Raw genomic sequence first — 16,665 nt, forward strand, 5'->3', positions numbered from 1 at the left:
GAAGTGTCCCACAGGCGTATCGTCTTGTCATTACTGCCACTGATAATAGTTTTGCCATCTGGGCTAATGGCGACTGAGGTGACCGAATCCTCATGCCCTTTTAAGGGTAGACTGATGGGCTTGCCAGAAGTGTCCCACAGGCGTATCGTCTTGTCATTACTGCCACTGATAATAGTTTTGCCATCTGGGCTAATGGCGACTGAGGTGACCGAATCCTCATGCCCTTTTAAGGGTGAACCGATGGGCTTGCCCGAAGTGTCCCACAGGCGTATCGTCTTGTCATTACTGCCACTGATAATAGTTTTGCCATCTGGGCTAATGGCGACTGAGGTGACCGAATCCTCATGCCCTTTAAGTACATTGCGTTCTCTGGCATCCTCGATCGCATCATTTAAACTAGACTGCACTTGGGAAAAACTCTGCTCACGAACCTCTGGTGATGAGGATTGACTCTCACCCGTTGCCTTGATTGCCAAAACTAGCCCTTCAACAGATGGCAAATTCTGCACGCGGGCGGCATTTTCACGTAGTGTCGCAATTTGGGTTTGCGTTTTAGCAATTTGGGTTTGCGTTTTAGCAATTTGGGTTTGCGTTTTGGCTTGGAGCCAGAGCATTGTGGAGACAATCGCGGCTGTCGTCACTACCCCCATCACCGAGACTACTGCCCCCGTCAATAACAAACGGTTTTTGCGCTTGTTCCCACCACTTTGGGCAATATACGCTTTCTGCAAATCCGTTGCGGCGGGTTGTTTCTTTTGCGCTTGAGTATCTTTCAACCAAGCCTCAGCCACCGCCAACTCACTCCCCCGCAATAGCAAATCAGCGTTCTTCCCTTTCTCCTGCCATTCGAGCGCCCTCTGCAACCATTTGCTATGACTGTGGACATGTTCTCTGTCCGTATCGAGAGTTCTCATCAACTGGTTGAAATTCGTATTAAAATCTCGCTCATTGTGATTAAAATCAATCCACTGTACTTTGGCTAATTCCGGATGCAAGTCGCTGGGATTTACCTCCCGATGCAGCACCGTCACAAAGCGCTTATTCAACGAAGCCGCATACTCCACTTCATCCGCACAGAAGGGCGAATTTACCGATTGCGGTGAGAGAATAAATAAAAAGTTGTCACACGCTTTAATTCCCCGATAAATCTCCTGCTGAAAGTCACTCCCCGATGCAATGCTTTCCTGGTCAAACCAAGTCGTCTTGCCCTGAATTTGTAGGGTATCGTTGAGCTTTCTGACAAAATCTGCGTCACCACGGGAATAGGAAACAAACACATCCAGCGAACTGGCAGGCGGTTGTCGCAGACTTTCAGCAATAAATTCTTCCTGCAATGATGTGGGTGGATGCTGTGTTCTTTTTTGCGATACTTTCAACCAAGACTGGGCACTACGCAAGTTATACCCTCGCAGCAGAATGCTGGGATTGGAGTGCTGCCGCTTCCACTTGAGCGCTTTAGTCAACAGAATTTTATGCTCGTTGTAGTAAGCCGCATCTTCATGAAAAATCTTCAACAATTGACTTTCATCGAGCAAGTAATCATCTTCCAACACATTGTCAGTGAGGTCGATATACTGCAAAGAACGCAGCGCACTCGGCACCTGCATCAAGTCAGTTGAGCGCACCAGCACAGGAATAATTCGCTTGTGCAGTGACATAGCCAAGTCTAATTCTTGCTGACAATATGTGGAGTTTATCGAGTCAGGAGAAAGCAGATAGACCATATTATCCGCTTGTTCAATCCCTCGGTTAATCGCTTCCTCGAACGCTTCACCCGTTTGAATATCAGTTTTATTTGTCCAAACCGTAATGCTTTCTCGCCTCAAACTGTTGCGAATCTTCTCCATCGTCACCCTCTCCTCATCGGCATAGGAGAGGAAGACCTGAGTCATCAAGTTGTTAGCATTCTTGATACTTTCGGTAATGTATTCGCAGTGCAAATCTGTGGGAGTGCAAGGCGGTTGCTCATGTTTAAACCGTATCTTCAACCAAGATTCGGCCTGTTGCTTCTCTTCCCCGACTAATAGGTAGTTAGTTTGTTTTTGATGCCTCTCCCACTCCAATGCTTTGGTTAAAAATCGGGTATGCTGTTGAACATAATCAGCATGGGAACGGAGCAAATTAATCAAGCCTGTAAAAGATGTCTCATCATCATCTATTCCTTCTCGAAAATACACCCAATTAATCTTTCCAAGTGCCGGGTGCATATTGGAAAAGCTCGAATGTAACCCCTTGGCCTTGTAATCTTCCCACTCTTGGGGCGTCCCTTTAGGAAATCTCTGCTGCCAAGTTTCCCAACTAATTTGCTCGACATGCAAAAGGGGAATGATGCGTTTATGGCGCTTCAGGGCTAGTTCAATTTCTTTGCCACAATAGGACGAATTAATGGAATGAGGTGCAATGATAAATAGAAAGTTATGTGCCTTCTCAATGCCATCATCAATTTGGTTCTGAAAGTCTACGCCCAGAGGAATATCATTTTGGTCAAACCAGACTTTCAACCCTCGTTCTAGCAGTCGAGCATAAAGTTTTGTAGCAAAAGCTTTACTATCTGCTCGTCCATAGGAAATGAAGGCATCAAACAAATTATTCATTTTCAGGCAGTTGCACAAAACAAAGGACAGAACGCCTCAGTACTGGCTAGAGTTCTCAGACTAACCTAGCCTCGGATAGATGACATGGCAATGTTTAAATAAAAATAGCTGGGAATTCTAACCAAGATGGCGGCGCGACTCCACAGCTCATCTAGGGGTGGCGTCCCTTGGATTGCGCCCCCAGTAAACTATAGATAAGCGTGTAGCAGCCCTTTGATCCCGGTACCCTTTCAAAGCGCCCTTCCTGCTTCCCCTCGAAAAGCCCTCTGCTTACAGCCGCCCTGACTCGAATCTTTTGGCTCTGTGGAACCGAGCCAAACACGAAGGCGATGAAGTCATCTATGGAATAGATTTTTCCTGGATGACATTCTATGATTGAAGCCACTGCGGCTTTAACCGACTGCCCCCGGTACGCTGGCAGCATCAGGGAAGAAAGATTAATTCTTGAACTTTTTCTCTTGCGTTGTGACTCTCCCACCAGAACCCGACCGAGACGCTGGTGGGGATTACTCTGGTTCTATCAACTTCAAATCAAGAGTATAACAACCAGGTTCGTCAGTTACTCTCGCCCACAAATTCTGCTCTACCCCCTGCGTCAAGCTACTCGTCACGCGGGTCTTGATAACTTTGAACAGTGAGGGTTCTAATTCCCCGTAAAGAGAATGCACAATAAAGCCAAGGTGTAACACCGTGCCGGAGTGTTCTGTTAACAGGAGCGAGAGTGCCTCCATTCGCTCCATCCCCTGATAAGGGGGAAGCATTTCGACATGTTGCACCCCATCTATTGAACTAATTAAGTTGCGCTCACCATTGACGAGTGTGTTGGTAGTGGTTGGTGGTTGAGGTGGCATCAAAAACTGTTTTTCATCACTTTCTTTGGGTGTCAGTACCGATTGGGGGACAATGGCCAACCAGGAGCGGTCATTGTTTGTCAGTTGGGTATAAGCCACCCCATTGACTTCAACTACCTTATCCACCTTTGATGAAAGTTGAGCTAAATCTTCTTTTGACCAAGACAACCCCTTATGGTCGAAAGGATTTTTAGCCATTGAAATCACAACAATGCTGTTTGAACTAACGAACTGATTCCACTTGAAAACCAAACGCGGTAACTTCGACTTGAGACGGCGAAACACGGCGTCGTTGGGACACTCCAAGGATAAAGTCTTACCACCACCAATGGTGTCAGTTAGTTCAATTCCCCTTGAGTCAACACAGAAACTCAGCAGGGTACGGGTGGAGGTATCGAGAGTATCAATGAAGCGCTCTAACAATGTTGGAAAAAACGGTTCTTCTATTGCAGTGCGGGAGGATGCGCCATTCTCCTGATGAGGAGGAACCGCATTCTCTTTGACGGCACCACTGGCATTACCCTTGCCTCCCATGAGGGAACTCTCGAAGTCTCGGACATCACCGACTTCACTCTCCACGTTTTCTGGGATAGCCGTGCTAGATGCTGTCGGGAATTGAGAACGTGGGTTTTGGTGTGGTAGTTCTTCAACGCTTGACCATCCTTCCAACAGGGCTTCGACATGGGCCAACTTATCCTTAGCTAATGACAGCTTTTGTAAATACTCCTCTATCTGCTGCACGTAGTGGTCTTTTAGCTTTACCAAGGGCGTGCGTAAGTTGTCGGGAGGGGGTTGGAGTTGGAAATGTTGGCTCATTGGGTAGGAGCATTCTCCGTCGCTTGGTATTTAATCAAAGGCTATCTTCTTCTAGCCTAGTAAAAACCCACTCATTAATAGTGGCTGGCTGTTTTTACATCATCGAATTGTGTGTTCATGCAATGGCTAGTAAGTACGTTTTTGTTCGAGAGTACACTGTACAAGCTCATTCGAGACTCATTCACGCCCGCATCTTCAAGTTCATCTGCAAACAATGCTCTGCGCCCACAGTGCGGGAAACTTTCGGCTCTAGACCGTTGTACTGCGAACAGTGCCGCCCTCCAAAAGCTAAGACGATTAAAGCCACAACTAATCCAAAAAAGTCTCAACCCAAAGAGCCAAAGCCTTCCTCTTCTCCTCCCTCCCAAAAAGTCGGGAACAAAGGCTTCACCCAAGAAACACCCAGTAGCTTCAATCCGACACACAGCCTAGTGGCAACCGCTTCAGGAGAAAAAATACCTGTGGCTTTGGTGCCAACACAGACACCTTCACTGTTCAGTGTGCATACAGCTTCGACTTGGGGGAGTCACTCACCCATTGAGTACGACACTAAACGCGGATTGTTGTCGCAGGGTCAGCCACTGGTTAACTCCACCCTAGAAGTTGGGGTGTGAGTAGCCAACGATACTGGTGACGCAAGTGTGGCTGTTCTACATTCGTCAACAGTATCAGCTTGCTACTTCCCCAGCAACATTGCTACTGTTCTACAGGCGGTGGATTACCTATCTGCACGCTTATAGTAGGGAATGAAGAAGCTGGGGAAGTAGCTGTTCAGGGGCAGTTGTTCTGATGTGTTTATACTGGGGCACCGAGTATCAAGATTTGCTTCAAGCTGACAAAATCTGCTGTGCTGTCAGGGTTAACTCAGGGAAGGTCTGAGAAATAATCCGTTCCCCACCTCTGAACTCAGTTTTCTTGTAGTGGCTATCCACCAGCAGTAGAACTGAAACCTTGGGATTACGGAGGTCTACGATCCAATACTCAGGAATTCTTATAGCTCTATACTCCGCCTCCTTGCTGCCATAGTCTGTTTTCTTGGAACCGGGGCTGACTATTTCAACAGCCAGGAGAGGCGGGGTTCTCAGCACAGCCGACGATTTTTTATCGACCTTCAGCTCTTGCCATTGTGCTTTCGTCATTACTGAGACATCCGGAGTGCGAGACTGGTCTTTCCCTGTAACCGGATTTGTGCGCGTGTACACCCCTACATCGCGCTTGACGATCCAGGGGTGTACAAGCCAATGGATTTCTGCCCTGAACGCATCAGATAATAAATCAATGACATCGGAGTGGTCAGCGGTTGGTAGTGGAACCATCGTTAATACTCCATTGACCAACTCGTAGCGGTTGTCCGTGTCGTCATCGTAGGCAAGATATTCCTCGAAAGTCAGGTTCTTAACAGGTGTTTGAGTCATGGCGATCGCTCCGCGAGAAAACTACTTCGTCTAGTAGCGCTGTTACTCTTCTAACGCATTGGATAATAGCTTGGAAGCTGCCCTTTGAAGATCGGCGCGATTGTCTCTCGGAATGTAAAGAGTCTGCGATCGTAAAATTCCTCGCTTGTAGTTTGGTCAAACTGGGAAAGAAGCGTAACGCCATCCCACAAGAATGCAGAAGTTTTTTGCTAGCACCATTGTTTTTATTGCCGCAGGCTCTTTAGGTCTGTCTGCCTTTGCCCTGCCAACACAGGCAAAAAGCAAACAGACGAGAAAATCCTGTGAAACAGCTATTGCCGATGGCAGGAGTCGCATCGAAAAGGCGAGGGATGTTAGTGTAACAACTGATATCGCAGATCACAGCGAATTTTATCCCAACCACCCCAAAGGCCGTCCTCTGTTCGTCACAATCATTGTTGATGGTAATGCGGCGGGAGCATCCCAATTTTGCAAGAAGACAAGAGAAAGGGAACTTTATTCGCGAGTTATCATCGCGAATAAAGTCGGGATTATGTGGATGTTGTAATAATGGGGACAATGATTGTAGTTAGGGAGCATCTTGATGACAATGACGCCGGAAGACAAAAAACTTTTAGCTGACCATATTAAGGCGATAGCCAAAATTCTCTATAAAAATACTCCACCTGATAAAATTGAGACCTTGGAGGGTATTGAAACAGCGGTGCGCGACCAAGTTCTAGAACATGTCAGTCCCAAAATCACCTTTTTTTTATCGGAGAAAAGACAGGAACAGAATCGGGACGCATCCGAACGATAAGAAGTTGTGTTGGAAGAATAAAAATAACCCAAAAACAAGCGTCACGCTTAGGAATTGAGCCGTATCGGCGATTAAGTCCTCTTCTGGAAAAGTGCTGCTTATTACTTGCAGCAAATGAGTCATTTCAAGATGCCGAGAATGATCTTAAAGTCTTGACGGGGATAGAAGTAGGTCACAGTACTCATCATCGCCAAGTTCAGAAAGTAGAGCTATCTCCACCAAATATTAAACAAAAAAATTCAGGCATCAAAAAAGTTTTTAGAACAAATCGAAGCCGATTTGTGGCAAGGAGTCGGAGAAGAAGCGATTGGCAAACTCCAGAAAACTAAGTATTTGGGCGTGACAAACTTTATAAGTTATCTACGTAAACATAGGCATCGCTTGGTTAATTATATGTACTTCCAAGCCGAGCAACTAAGTTCGATTGGTTCTGGAGCCGTCGAGTCTGCCGTCAAGCAAATAGACAAGCGACTACAAATAGTCGGCGCTCAATGGAAGTCCCAAAATTTACCGCAAATGCTGCAATTGCGCTGCGCTTATCTCAATCGACAACTTGCTCCAAGTGCTTAAACGTCAAAAAATAGTGTGAAAAGAAGCGCTCGGCTTTACTTCGCGAGTTATAATCGCGAATAATTGGAGTTGGTTTTTATGGCTCGAAGGGCTTCAAAGGATATTGAGCAAGATAAATTCGCTCGATTTGACCGTATTAAAAAGGCGATAGCAGCGTTAGAAAAACAACAAAGACAAATATTAAAACAGGGTGAGCTGGCTCCAGGAGGCGCTTGGGTAGCGCGTTATCAAGTTCGGCAAAATAATAAGAAATATTGGTACTACAAATTACAAGTGCCGACTCCATACTTCCCATGCGCGACCTCCGAAGAGTTGAGTAAATACAAGCATCTGGGGAAAGGTGGTACTACTGACCATATAGATGCTGTCATGTCTGTTTTTAGGCGTTCTGTTATCGATGAGATACAGAAGATCATCCGTTCCCTAGATGATTGCTTGCTGGATATTACTTCTGGAGCCGAGCAGGAGGAAGAAAAACCACAAAATTGAATCATCCCCCTTTATTCGCGAGACAACTTCGCGAATAAAAGCGATACCTTTATTTTTGCACAATTGGGATGCTCCCAATGCGGCTGACTCGGTGATGTCATCGCCAGTGTTTCAAAAAACTATCGCCTCCGAAATTATAAAATCTTGTGGCTCTGTTGGAGCTGTCACGTTTGGCAGACGGGAAACTGATTGGTCTATTACATTTGGGATAATGTCGGGCGGCACAATCGAAAGCTTTAAATGCATAGATTTCGATCCAGAAGGGAATAATCCCCCTTGGGGAGAACAAGTGTGCCTATGAAGCTACGGCATTGCAGTGTAGTCAAACCCTTGAATAAGTAATTTAGGTTCAAAGTAAATCTCCCAACAAATCAGTAGCTTGCCCTTGAAGGCGCTGTCTATTGTCGTCATATTTTCGCAGGATATCAGCAGAGCTGTGGCGCGAGAAACTTTGAGCTTGGCGTGTATTCCCGTTGTTCGCATCCAGCAGGGCAGTGATCGCACTATGCCTGATTCGGTGTGGGGAGATTCGTTTAGTAATGCCAGCCGCTTCGGCACACTGGCGAACAACCTCATAGATGCTTTTCCCAGTCAGCGCGTGCCCATGCTGCCATTGACTTAGACTGATAAACAATGGTGCGGATGCATCCAACTCTTTTCTGTGTCTCAGCCAGTCGAGCAAGGCTTCCGTCGTTGGTCTGTTTAAGTCAATAGACTCCTTCTGACTCCCTCGACCTTTTCCCAGAATCCACAGGCGTTGGTCATGGGGGTCAAAGTCTTTAATCGTCGCCTGTGACGCTTCTGAACGCCGCAAGCCATTACTCCAAAGCAGTAGCAATAAACTATAGTCTCGCTTCCCCTTGAGTGTAGCCCTGTCGGGGACTGCCAGTATCTTCTTGATGGTCTGTGGATCGACGCCCGTCGTATCGCGATAGCTTTTGACTCTTTCGCCTTCAACGTCTTCCAGGGTAAAGTCACACTTCCCAAGGCGTCTGGCAAACTTAACCAAGCTCTTGAGAGCCGCCAATCTTCGGTTTACGCTTGCTTCTGATAGTTTGCGTTCAATCAAGCTTGCTTTGTACTTCACCACGAGAGCGATCGCGTTAAATCTATCAAGTCTCAGGAACTGGCTAACCAACTCCGGTGTCGGTTCTGAATTGGCAATGGTCAAGAAGAAATCTTTTAGGTCGCGTGCATAGGCGCGGCGGGTATTGACTGATCTCTTGTCATTAAGCAACTGCTGGATTAAGTCAGGTTCGACGGCTTGAGAGAGCCAACTGGTATTGGTTTGATTCAGGGAGGAATCGCCCATAAGGAAAGGGGTGAAACAGGATGAATCCGAGGTGCGATAATTCGCTTTTACGCACGTCTCCACTGAAGGGTTCCCTTCCCCAAAATTATTCGTTGGTAACATAGACATAGATATAGAGTGAAATCTTTTTCACAAAGCCAAGGCGTGTCACCTTCAACAGATAACACGCCTATTCATTTTGTGGTTATCCGTCCTCTTTGTTAAGGGGACACGGAATTCATTAGACAGGCTTGATTGAAGCAAGAGCGTTGCGAGAACGGCTTAGGGCAGCACTGGGAGTGGGGAAGCAATCGCTTCCATATAAGAGGGTAAAGGTGCTGTTAGACAAACTTTATCGCTCACCCATTGAGCCAACTTCTGCTCCAAGCAATCGAGCAACGAGACCCCCGTTATGTTTCATTGAGAAGTAAAAAAACGTTGCTAAAGCGAATGTGAGCTGTATTCCGATGTGCTCTCCGGAAAGCACCACGGGAAGCGTTAGGCAAAACTCGCGCTCACTGTTGAGAAGGACGAGTGGACTATATTGCTCTCTCAAGCGCACCTTAAGCTCCTTCATGTTGGCGGTATGCACCTCTGACGATCCAGTACCTCCGGGCGGGCTTGGTGTTGGACGAGTTAAACGTCTGTTTCTTTCTTAATGAAGCCTGGTTTGTCCAGGTGACTCACGATAAGCATCGGTATTGGATGGAAGTGATTCCTCACGAGGCATTATCTCCAGTACCGCCATCACAGTTATCGGTAGATGATGGTGAAGACGATTTAGACATCCCGTTCTAGTTGATATGGACTAAACTTTGGGAGGTTCTCAGTAACTCTTGCTCGACATAAAAGCTCAACCACACTGCCAGAAAAAAGCTACTTGCTCGTGATGCTTTGGACACTGCACGATATAGCCTGAGCCAACATCGCCCCAATGTATAGGAATATTGTCATTCGATTCAAGCTGAGCAATCAGTTGGTTCATCCTTGCACCGCAGATATGGCAGTTAGGGCAATCTTCAGTTCCCTGCTGCCAATGAGGATAGCCTGCAAGTTTATCTCTAAACGGAGCGTGTAACCCCGCTTCCTTCATGAAAGCATTTACAGCACTACACCAATCCCAATATGTGCGGAAGATAGCGCTAGGTAGAAGCGTGACTAATTGTTGGTGTTCACCGTCAGTCAGGGTAACTCCATAACTTTCTACATCTCTCCAATCTGGATAATCTTGTATCTCCTCCCATCCAACAATTAATTTGGCAGGCAACAGACCTTCAATTTGTTTGGAAAGACATTCACCTTCGATTACAGGAACTTCAAACTCGGCAGGTTCTCCTTCAGGCTGAATAACTCTGGCGATTTGTATCGGAGAAAATGCTGCCCATCCTTCGTAGTCAACATCGCAATCATCTTGAAAGCAATAGAATAACTGAAAAAGCCCCTTACCAAATCTCTCATTAACAGCTTCAGGAAGTTTCTCTAAATTAAGTTGGAGAATAAACTCCATTGGGTTTTCGCAATTTGGGCAAGTCGGATAGGATTCACCAGCACTTAACCAAGGTTTACCTGCGAATTTAGAGGCTTTCAAGTCTCCATCCCCTTCTCTCACGACTGGCTGCCATGCTAAACATTCGAGATGTGCAAGTTTGTGCTTAATGAATTGCGCTGCTTTATGGGGGAGGAGAGTTTCATCAGGCATAATTGCTCTGATAATATCAGCTCTATCTAAATTCGTTTATGTTAAATTTGCCAGAGAATAGACTCAATATAATTCTATACAATTTCATCAATCCAGCTTTGAATCTTGCTCATCAGCTTTGGTGAGTCAGGTTGAATAGGCTTCAAGGGTTGCTCAAGAGACTGGTTGGTAATCCAAGCAATGTAAATCCCTAAGTCTGGATCGGCAAGTTTTTGACAGAATGCGATCGCTTCTTCTGTTGGCTCGTGAAAACCGTTAGCGTCTTTGATGTACAAAACCAAAGCTAGGTTTTTGCGCTGCAACTTTTCTTGAATCTCGAAGAGGTGTTGTTGGAGTTCAGCATCACTCTTGACTGTGGGTGGTTTCCCTGAAATTTTGACAGCCTGATGCTTGTAGATTTTGGTGCAGACTTTTTGCGCTATCGCTGCTTGTTCTGTCTCTTCTTTTAAGGATAGTATATTGATTGCTAAAGGATAAGTATAGTCAGTGGGTTGCAGTTGGTTAAAATCGAGTTTTTGAGCTTCACCAGAAAGGGTAGAATCTTTGTTGCTGTACCACGCTTGATAAAACTTCTGGTAGGGTAAATTTTGCGAGCAGTACAAAATAACTGCCTTACATTTCTGATAAAGATGAAAGTCCTTTTCATAGACTTCATCTTGAACGTTGCTTTTTAAGCTTTTAACTACCTTAACTAAAAATTCTTCCTGTCGGATTTTCTTCAACCCTTCCGCAGCCTTGGAACGGAGCTGATGGTTCTGACTGGTAAGTAGAATTTGAATCAGTGTCTCGATAGCATTTTGATTACCAATACCAAGTTTCCTAAGGCTATTCACGATAAACTGGTCTTGAAACCACCCCCACTGATGGTTATACAGTAGTTTTATCAATGCTTCGATAGCAATTGGGTGATCGGGGCTAATTTCTCCTAAATATTCTGCGGCATCCCAACATATGCCCTCTTTTTGAGTGGTGCCTATAATTTTGATTAGCTTGTCAATAGCAGTTTGATTGCCAGTATCGATTTTTCCTAAGATTTTTGCAACTCGCACACAGTCCAACTCATTTTTCTCGGTACGCAGGAATTGAATCAGTGTTTCGATGACTGTTTTATTGTTAGTGCCGATTGCGTACAAAATTTTAGCTGCTTCTCTTTCAATCTCCTCAACATCTGAATCCATACACGCAATTCTTATCAGCGTCTCTATGGCTATCAGATCCCTGGGGTTGATTTTCCCTAAGCTCTCGGCAGCACTCAAACAGAGGTTTTCATTTTTAGAAGCACACAGTTCTCTGAGTGTCTTAATTGCACTTCGGTTGCCATGATTGATTTCCCACAGAGTGGTAGCAGTGGAGCAAAGGAGCCACTGATCCTTAACAATGTGCAGCAGTTCTGTAAGCGCCGCAATAGCTGTGGTGTTACCAGGATCGATTTTTCCTAAGCTCTTAGCAGCTTCTCTGCGAATGTAATCATCTTGATTAGTGTGCAGAATTTCTTGCAATGCCTTAATAGCCGTTATATTGTCAGTACCGACTTTGCCTAAACTCTCGACGCTTATTCTGCGAGTTTCCTCATTGTGAGTGAGTTTAAAGACTTCAATTAAAGTTTCAATTACTTTATGATTGCCACTTTTAACTTCACCCAAACTTCTAGATACTATTTTACGAGTTTCTTCATTACGAGTAGTAGTTAAAACTTCAACTAAGGTTTCAATACCCCTACAATCACTAGCACTAATTTCTTCTAAAATCCAGCTAGCTTTCTGAATAATCCATTCATAATTGCTAGTGAACAGAAGCTTTTTAAGAATCTCGATAGCTATGCAGTCCCCAGGATGTATTTTCCACAACATTTCGGCATTTATTGCACGAGATTCGTCATCTCGTATAGTTTCAATAACTTCTTGCAGCCCCTTAATAGCAGTTGGATTGCCGATACCAATTTTCCCTAAACAATCGAGAACTGGTTTACGAATATCCTGAAGCACCCAACGTAAATCATTTAGATTTTCAATTTTCGGATCATCAAACGCTAGAGTTTTATAAAAGTTATCAACAGATGTTTCGATTTTGTTGGTATAGTGCAATGTATCAATCAGCACCTCAATAGCATTCTGGCTAACAACACCAACTTCTGCCAGTCCCCACACAGCGATCGAAAAAATCCCTCCCCTCTTAGAATTGAGTAATTTATGAGTATTTAGTATTTTGATTATAATTAGAGTTAAATTTAATGCCACCAAAGGATTGCCAATGCCAATCTTGGCTAGATAATCAGCAATCTGTTTTCTAATCTTCTCATTATCAACAGACCACAGTAGTTCCAGTAGTTTCACCAACGCTAATTGCCTTTTTATCTCTTTAAGAGATTCTTTAGCTGCTTGTGACAACCAATATGGGAATTCAATATCATCATCCTTAAAAAAGCACCAATCAATCAATTTGATTGCAATTTTTTCAGCTTCTACCGACCTCCCAAACTCTCCAACTCCAGAGGCTGCTATAAAATAAGCTCTATAGATAAAAAAATCATGTCCTGTTCCATCATCAAAGTTTATTAACGCTTTTAGCAAACATTCCTTTTTCTTATCTGATATTTTTTCCTTCGGTTGCCCCATCCACAGTAAAAAAACTTCTTTCCACTGCAATTCAAAAATTTTGTAGCGATTGTATTGTGCTGGATGAGCTTTATCTTCTACTGGTCTATCTATGTGATTACGAGGTAGGAAAAAGTCCCCATCTGGAATTGCACAAGCTGCAAAATATTCCTGAAACGTGGGATGAAAGAAAGCATAGACCTTTTCATCAGAGTCTTTCTCCTCTACCATTGGTAAGCCTACTTGATTTAGCCATCCCAATTTCCGTGCTATCCAAAACAGAGAACTCTCTTGTTCAGGATGACCCAATAAATTCTTAATAAAGCTTTCCCGTAGCCGAAACCGAGAATGTTTACCGTCAATGGATTGTAGTGCCAACTCTCCTAATTTTCGATTCAGTTCGTCTTGTTGCTCTAGGGAAATCTCGAATTCTGGATTATCGTCCTTTAATTGGTAGAGTCCTTTCACCAAGCGTTGATAAAGCCCTGCTTTGGTATCAGGTAATTTACCTCCTACTTCCCAGGTACGGCACAACAGCATTAACCGCAGAGGATTTTTGATTAAGTTCTTAATCCGTTCTTCTGCTTTATTCAACTGAGCTTTCAGGTTGCCCCGTGACTGCTGTTCAGATTCCTTAGCCAACCATTTATCAATAAACTCCTCCACCTGTTCTGGATAACTAAAATCCAGATTGCGATAGACATCAAAATTAACGTCTAGAGCATTTCTGTCTGCATCCCAAACATTTTGGCGACAAGTCAGCACTAATCGTGCTTCAGAAATCCAACCTCCTCTGATTTGCCGAGAAACCCACGTTAAAGGATTGCCGAATTCTGCTGCTATTTCATCCGCACCATCAAGTAGCAGCCAAACTCGACCCTGATAAAATTCCTGTTTGAAAGCCTCTTTTACCTCCTGCGTGACTTCCAGCGGCGGTGATACTGCATCTAGTAAATGTTTTCGGATATAAGGCAGTGCTTCTTCAAGCCATTTATTTACTAAATAGTCCTTTAGATTTTCTTCTTGCTTTAGATCTGGGTCTGCCAAGTCTACCCAAATTGGTATACCATCAACTTCTGAAGCAATCTTTTGTAGCAGGGTTGTTTTTCCCGCACCCGGTTCACCAATAATGGCAATGCACCTGCCGTTACTTTTGGGACTAATCCCCAGTTTGAGGACTTGCTCAAAAAAATCCTTATGCTCTATTGGCGTGATTTTTTCCTGGTAAAACTCTGACCCTTGCTCTGGAGAAATGTTACGTTCTGGTCTAGATGGTTGTTTGCGCTCCACTAGTCCCAAAGGAACATACATATCTTTAACTCGCCGATTTCCAGAGGCTAGAGCATGGGTTGTTAGCCATTGGTTTTGGTTTTCCAGTATGGCACTACAAACCTCACTCCAAGGAATATTCCATTCTTTTAGTAAACTCGCACTATCGGTTTCATTAGTGCTGTCTGGATAGATAATTTGAATCCATCCAACTAATAAATTGTCAAAATCTTCTCTCGATATTCTAGAACCTTTCGTTGAATAAATAGATAGCTCCGTTGTTAAAGCATTAACTAACAGCTCTCTTACTTGCGAGGTAGTTTTTATGATATTCTTTGATTCAAGGTACTTAGCGAGTTTATGAGCAGCTTGTTCAATTAGTGATAATAAATTAAGAACATGAGGCTTTGGTATCGAGACTTTACCGTGTAATCCTGTACTAGCTACATCTTTATTACAGGGACCAATTAGGGTCAGTTCATACTCTTGAGCCTCAATAGATTTTTCCAATTCCTCAGCCCAAGCTTTTACCATTCCCCAATTGATTTGGTTTTGGGAGTGCTTAACTTGTACTACCTTGGTGCGCTCAGGATAATACCAGATTACGTCTACCTTGTCAGAAGCTATATTTGGTTCGATGCTCAAAAAATGCCATTCTCGATCTTCTAACGAATCTAGAACGCCAATTAAAGTCTGAACAATATATCCCCTAGCACCAGCTTGTCCACTCATACTAATCTTTTTTAGTTAAATGTCTGCATATTAGGAAGAAATCGCGCTAAAGAGCGATCGCGTTTTAACAGGATGAGAGGATGCGATCGGCGAGAGCGGGTGTTCTTATGCAATCGCGCACCACAAATACTACTGTAGCCAAAGCGGTTTCATAATGTTTGAGCCGATATTGAGGTAATGCCTGTATCTGAATCCTATTCGCTGCCTCCTGGAGTGGATTGTGCATCACCAGAAGGAGTAAGTTACCTGGCTCATCCTGCGCTTCGTAAAGGGATGGCAGCGATTGTTTAACCATCTATCTAAAAGCTGCTACCGCTCATCCATGTATTGGAGTACATGGATGAGCTTAGGAGAGAAGCCTTTTAGAGAGGCAGTCACACAAGGACGTTTGCTAGCGCGTCCGACCCAACCAACTGGAACAGCACCCGGAGGACTGCAACCCTTGGGCCTTTCTGGGGAACGCGACGGTCTTCTCTACATACCCGTAGGCTATCGGGTGGATAGACCAGCCCCTCTGGGTACTGATGTTACACGGCGCTGGTAATAATGCAAGTAATGGACTGATTTCCTTCCGGCACCTAACTGATACAAGAGGACTCATTCTCTTAGCACCTGCCTCTCGCCGACAAACTTGGCATGTAATCCGTAATGACTACGGACTCGATGTCGCCTTCATCGACCAAGCGTTAGCACAGACGTTCTAGTGTTAGTGTTCCCAGAACATCCCTGTTAGGTCACATGAGAAAGCGATCACACCAAAAAATCTTGAGGGGGTTGATTTTATCGGCGAAGTTCCTAGCATTACCCTTAGCTACAGGTTTAAGCAGTTAGTGCAATCTGCGCTTTGCTGCTCCGCACCATGCTTACGCAAACGCAGCAGCGCAACGCGATCGCCTTTCCCGCCGTCTCCGCTTCAAATCCTCAGCTAGCCGAATATCCACAAGTTCCCCCTCCTCCCACGCTTCGCCGTTTAGTTTTACCAGCCGTTGAGCGAGTTTTTGGAGTTCGATGTCAGAGGTGGGATTGACTTAGACCCGGCTAGCGCCTCCAAGCCCCAAGAGTGGATAAAGGCTGGAACTTACTATACTGCCTTAGAGGACGGCATGGAGCAACCTTGGTTTGGGCGGGTATGGTGCAATCCTCCCTACGGGAAAGAGCAGCCCAAAGGCAGGAAGGCACCAGATTGGCTAGAGAAGGCACTCTCCTGCTACGAGAACGGAGAAATAGAAGCGGCGATACTCCTACTCAACCGCACTGGGGCTGCTTGGTATAAGCAACAGTTGCGGCGGGTAACGGCTATTTGTGAAGTGCATAAACGAATACACTTCATCGATGCCACCGGAAAGCAGCAACCTTCCCCGCGCTACTACAACGATTTGCTGTATCTGGGCAAGGAAGTCAAAAAATTTAAGGCAATTTTTCAAACGAAGGGAGAAGCTCGCAATTTAGTTTAATTCATTTGATATCACTAAATATCCCCTGCTCGACATTTGCATCTGATGACACCGCACTCTACTAATGCATTCAGTAGTAGATTGTCGCGAAT

Annotated in this window: 15 protein-coding genes and 1 pseudogene; 9 read left to right on the top strand and 7 right to left on the bottom strand. The window is 44.8% G+C overall.

The genetic code is table 11. The features are described 5' to 3' along the window. On the bottom strand, nucleotides 1-2,594 hold a 2,594-nt coding region (locus tag NDI48_28680; GenBank protein MEP0835140.1), incomplete at its 3' end, for a TIR domain-containing protein. A gap of 506 nt (nucleotides 2,595-3,100) precedes the next feature. Then, nucleotides 3,101-4,261 (bottom strand): hypothetical protein, encoded by a 1,161-nt coding sequence (locus tag NDI48_28685; GenBank protein MEP0835141.1) that lies wholly within the window; start codon nucleotides 4,259-4,261, stop codon nucleotides 3,101-3,103. A 122-nt stretch (nucleotides 4,262-4,383) separates the two neighbouring features. Between NDI48_28685 and NDI48_28690 the strand changes: the two genes are divergently transcribed. Continuing rightward, complete coding sequence (locus tag NDI48_28690) at nucleotides 4,384-4,875, top strand: hypothetical protein (GenBank protein ID MEP0835142.1); 492 nt, start codon at nucleotides 4,384-4,386, stop codon at nucleotides 4,873-4,875. Between the two features lie 213 nt (nucleotides 4,876-5,088). On the opposite strand, the gene NDI48_28695 is transcribed toward NDI48_28690, so the two are convergent. Continuing rightward, on the bottom strand, nucleotides 5,089-5,676 hold the full coding sequence (locus NDI48_28695; protein ID MEP0835143.1) for a Uma2 family endonuclease: 588 nt from the start codon (nucleotides 5,674-5,676) through the stop codon (nucleotides 5,089-5,091). Nucleotides 5,677-5,869: 193 nt separating this feature from the next. Here NDI48_28695 and NDI48_28700 point away from each other — a divergent pair, with 193 nt between their 5' ends. The 3 genes and pseudogenes from NDI48_28700 (at nucleotide 5,870) to NDI48_28710 (ending at nucleotide 7,534) form a co-directional block, all read left to right on the top strand. Next, complete coding sequence (locus NDI48_28700; protein ID MEP0835144.1) at nucleotides 5,870-6,223, top strand: hypothetical protein; 354 nt, start codon at nucleotides 5,870-5,872, stop codon at nucleotides 6,221-6,223. A 36-nt stretch (nucleotides 6,224-6,259) separates the two neighbouring features. After that, nucleotides 6,260-7,045: pseudogene (locus tag NDI48_28705) on the top strand (ISKra4 family transposase). 78 nt (nucleotides 7,046-7,123) lie between these two features. Beyond that, nucleotides 7,124-7,534: a transposase gene (locus NDI48_28710; protein MEP0835145.1), complete on the top strand. Its 411-nt coding sequence runs from the start codon at nucleotides 7,124-7,126 to the stop codon at nucleotides 7,532-7,534. Between the two features lie 349 nt (nucleotides 7,535-7,883). On the opposite strand, the gene NDI48_28715 is transcribed toward NDI48_28710, so the two are convergent. Further along, on the bottom strand, nucleotides 7,884-8,954 hold the full coding sequence (locus tag NDI48_28715; protein ID MEP0835146.1) for a tyrosine-type recombinase/integrase: 1,071 nt from the start codon (nucleotides 8,952-8,954) through the stop codon (nucleotides 7,884-7,886). A 495-nt stretch (nucleotides 8,955-9,449) separates the two neighbouring features. Between NDI48_28715 and NDI48_28720 the strand changes: the two genes are divergently transcribed. After that, entirely contained in the window at nucleotides 9,450-9,623 is a 174-nt protein-coding gene (locus NDI48_28720; GenBank protein MEP0835147.1) for a hypothetical protein, read from the top strand. Between the two features lie 55 nt (nucleotides 9,624-9,678). On the opposite strand, the gene NDI48_28725 is transcribed toward NDI48_28720, so the two are convergent. From NDI48_28725 to NDI48_28735, 3 genes are all read right to left on the bottom strand, one after another. Further along, a complete protein-coding gene (locus NDI48_28725; protein ID MEP0835148.1) occupies nucleotides 9,679-10,524 on the bottom strand; it encodes a DUF1963 domain-containing protein in 846 nt (281 codons plus the stop codon). A gap of 74 nt (nucleotides 10,525-10,598) precedes the next feature. Then, nucleotides 10,599-15,119 (bottom strand): HEAT repeat domain-containing protein, encoded by a 4,521-nt coding sequence (locus NDI48_28730; protein ID MEP0835149.1) that lies wholly within the window; start codon nucleotides 15,117-15,119, stop codon nucleotides 10,599-10,601. A gap of 64 nt (nucleotides 15,120-15,183) precedes the next feature. After that, the gene (locus tag NDI48_28735) at nucleotides 15,184-15,414 is read right to left on the bottom strand and encodes a hypothetical protein (GenBank protein ID MEP0835150.1); all 231 of its coding nucleotides are present in this window, start codon (nucleotides 15,412-15,414) and stop codon (nucleotides 15,184-15,186) included. 45 nt (nucleotides 15,415-15,459) lie between these two features. Here NDI48_28735 and NDI48_28740 point away from each other — a divergent pair, with 45 nt between their 5' ends. The 4 genes from NDI48_28740 (at nucleotide 15,460) to NDI48_28755 (ending at nucleotide 16,573) form a co-directional block, all read left to right on the top strand. Next, nucleotides 15,460-15,663, top strand: a complete 204-nt coding sequence (locus tag NDI48_28740) for a hypothetical protein (GenBank protein ID MEP0835151.1) — start codon at nucleotides 15,460-15,462, stop codon at nucleotides 15,661-15,663. Next, nucleotides 15,644-15,823, top strand: a complete 180-nt coding sequence (locus tag NDI48_28745) for a hypothetical protein (protein MEP0835152.1) — start codon at nucleotides 15,644-15,646, stop codon at nucleotides 15,821-15,823. Before NDI48_28740 ends, NDI48_28745 begins: the two co-directional genes overlap by 20 nt. A gap of 155 nt (nucleotides 15,824-15,978) precedes the next feature. Then, nucleotides 15,979-16,146: a hypothetical protein gene (locus NDI48_28750; GenBank protein MEP0835153.1), complete on the top strand. Its 168-nt coding sequence runs from the start codon at nucleotides 15,979-15,981 to the stop codon at nucleotides 16,144-16,146. Then, a complete protein-coding gene (locus NDI48_28755; GenBank protein MEP0835154.1) occupies nucleotides 16,106-16,573 on the top strand; it encodes a phage N-6-adenine-methyltransferase in 468 nt (155 codons plus the stop codon). Before NDI48_28750 ends, NDI48_28755 begins: the two co-directional genes overlap by 41 nt. Nucleotides 16,574-16,665: the final 92 nt, after the last annotated feature.

The sequence above is a fragment of the Microcoleus sp. AS-A8 genome (genome assembly GCA_039962225.1).
In the GTDB taxonomy this organism is placed as follows: Bacteria; Cyanobacteriota; Cyanobacteriia; order Cyanobacteriales; family Coleofasciculaceae; genus Allocoleopsis.

Excerpts from the sequence above, each read along its gene's own strand:
- NDI48_28700 (MEP0835144.1), top strand. The coding sequence starts at position 5,870 with ATGCAGAAGTTTTTTGCTAGCACCATTGTTTTTATTGCCGCAGGCTCT.
- NDI48_28730 (MEP0835149.1), bottom strand. The coding sequence starts at position 15,119 with ATGAGTGGACAAGCTGGTGCTAGGGGATATATTGTTCAGACTTTAATT.
- NDI48_28710 (MEP0835145.1), top strand. The coding sequence starts at position 7,124 with ATGGCTCGAAGGGCTTCAAAGGATATTGAGCAAGATAAATTCGCTCGA.
- NDI48_28750 (MEP0835153.1), top strand. The coding sequence starts at position 15,979 with ATGCTTACGCAAACGCAGCAGCGCAACGCGATCGCCTTTCCCGCCGTC.
- NDI48_28685 (MEP0835141.1), bottom strand. The coding sequence starts at position 4,261 with ATGAGCCAACATTTCCAACTCCAACCCCCTCCCGACAACTTACGCACG.
- NDI48_28695 (MEP0835143.1), bottom strand. The coding sequence starts at position 5,676 with ATGACTCAAACACCTGTTAAGAACCTGACTTTCGAGGAATATCTTGCC.
- NDI48_28725 (MEP0835148.1), bottom strand. The coding sequence starts at position 10,524 with ATGCCTGATGAAACTCTCCTCCCCCATAAAGCAGCGCAATTCATTAAG.
- NDI48_28740 (MEP0835151.1), top strand. The coding sequence starts at position 15,460 with ATGAGCTTAGGAGAGAAGCCTTTTAGAGAGGCAGTCACACAAGGACGT.
- NDI48_28735 (MEP0835150.1), bottom strand. The coding sequence starts at position 15,414 with ATGGTTAAACAATCGCTGCCATCCCTTTACGAAGCGCAGGATGAGCCA.
- NDI48_28690 (MEP0835142.1), top strand. The coding sequence starts at position 4,384 with ATGGCTAGTAAGTACGTTTTTGTTCGAGAGTACACTGTACAAGCTCAT.
- NDI48_28715 (MEP0835146.1), bottom strand. The coding sequence starts at position 8,954 with ATGTCTATGTTACCAACGAATAATTTTGGGGAAGGGAACCCTTCAGTG.
- NDI48_28745 (MEP0835152.1), top strand. The coding sequence starts at position 15,644 with ATGTTACACGGCGCTGGTAATAATGCAAGTAATGGACTGATTTCCTTC.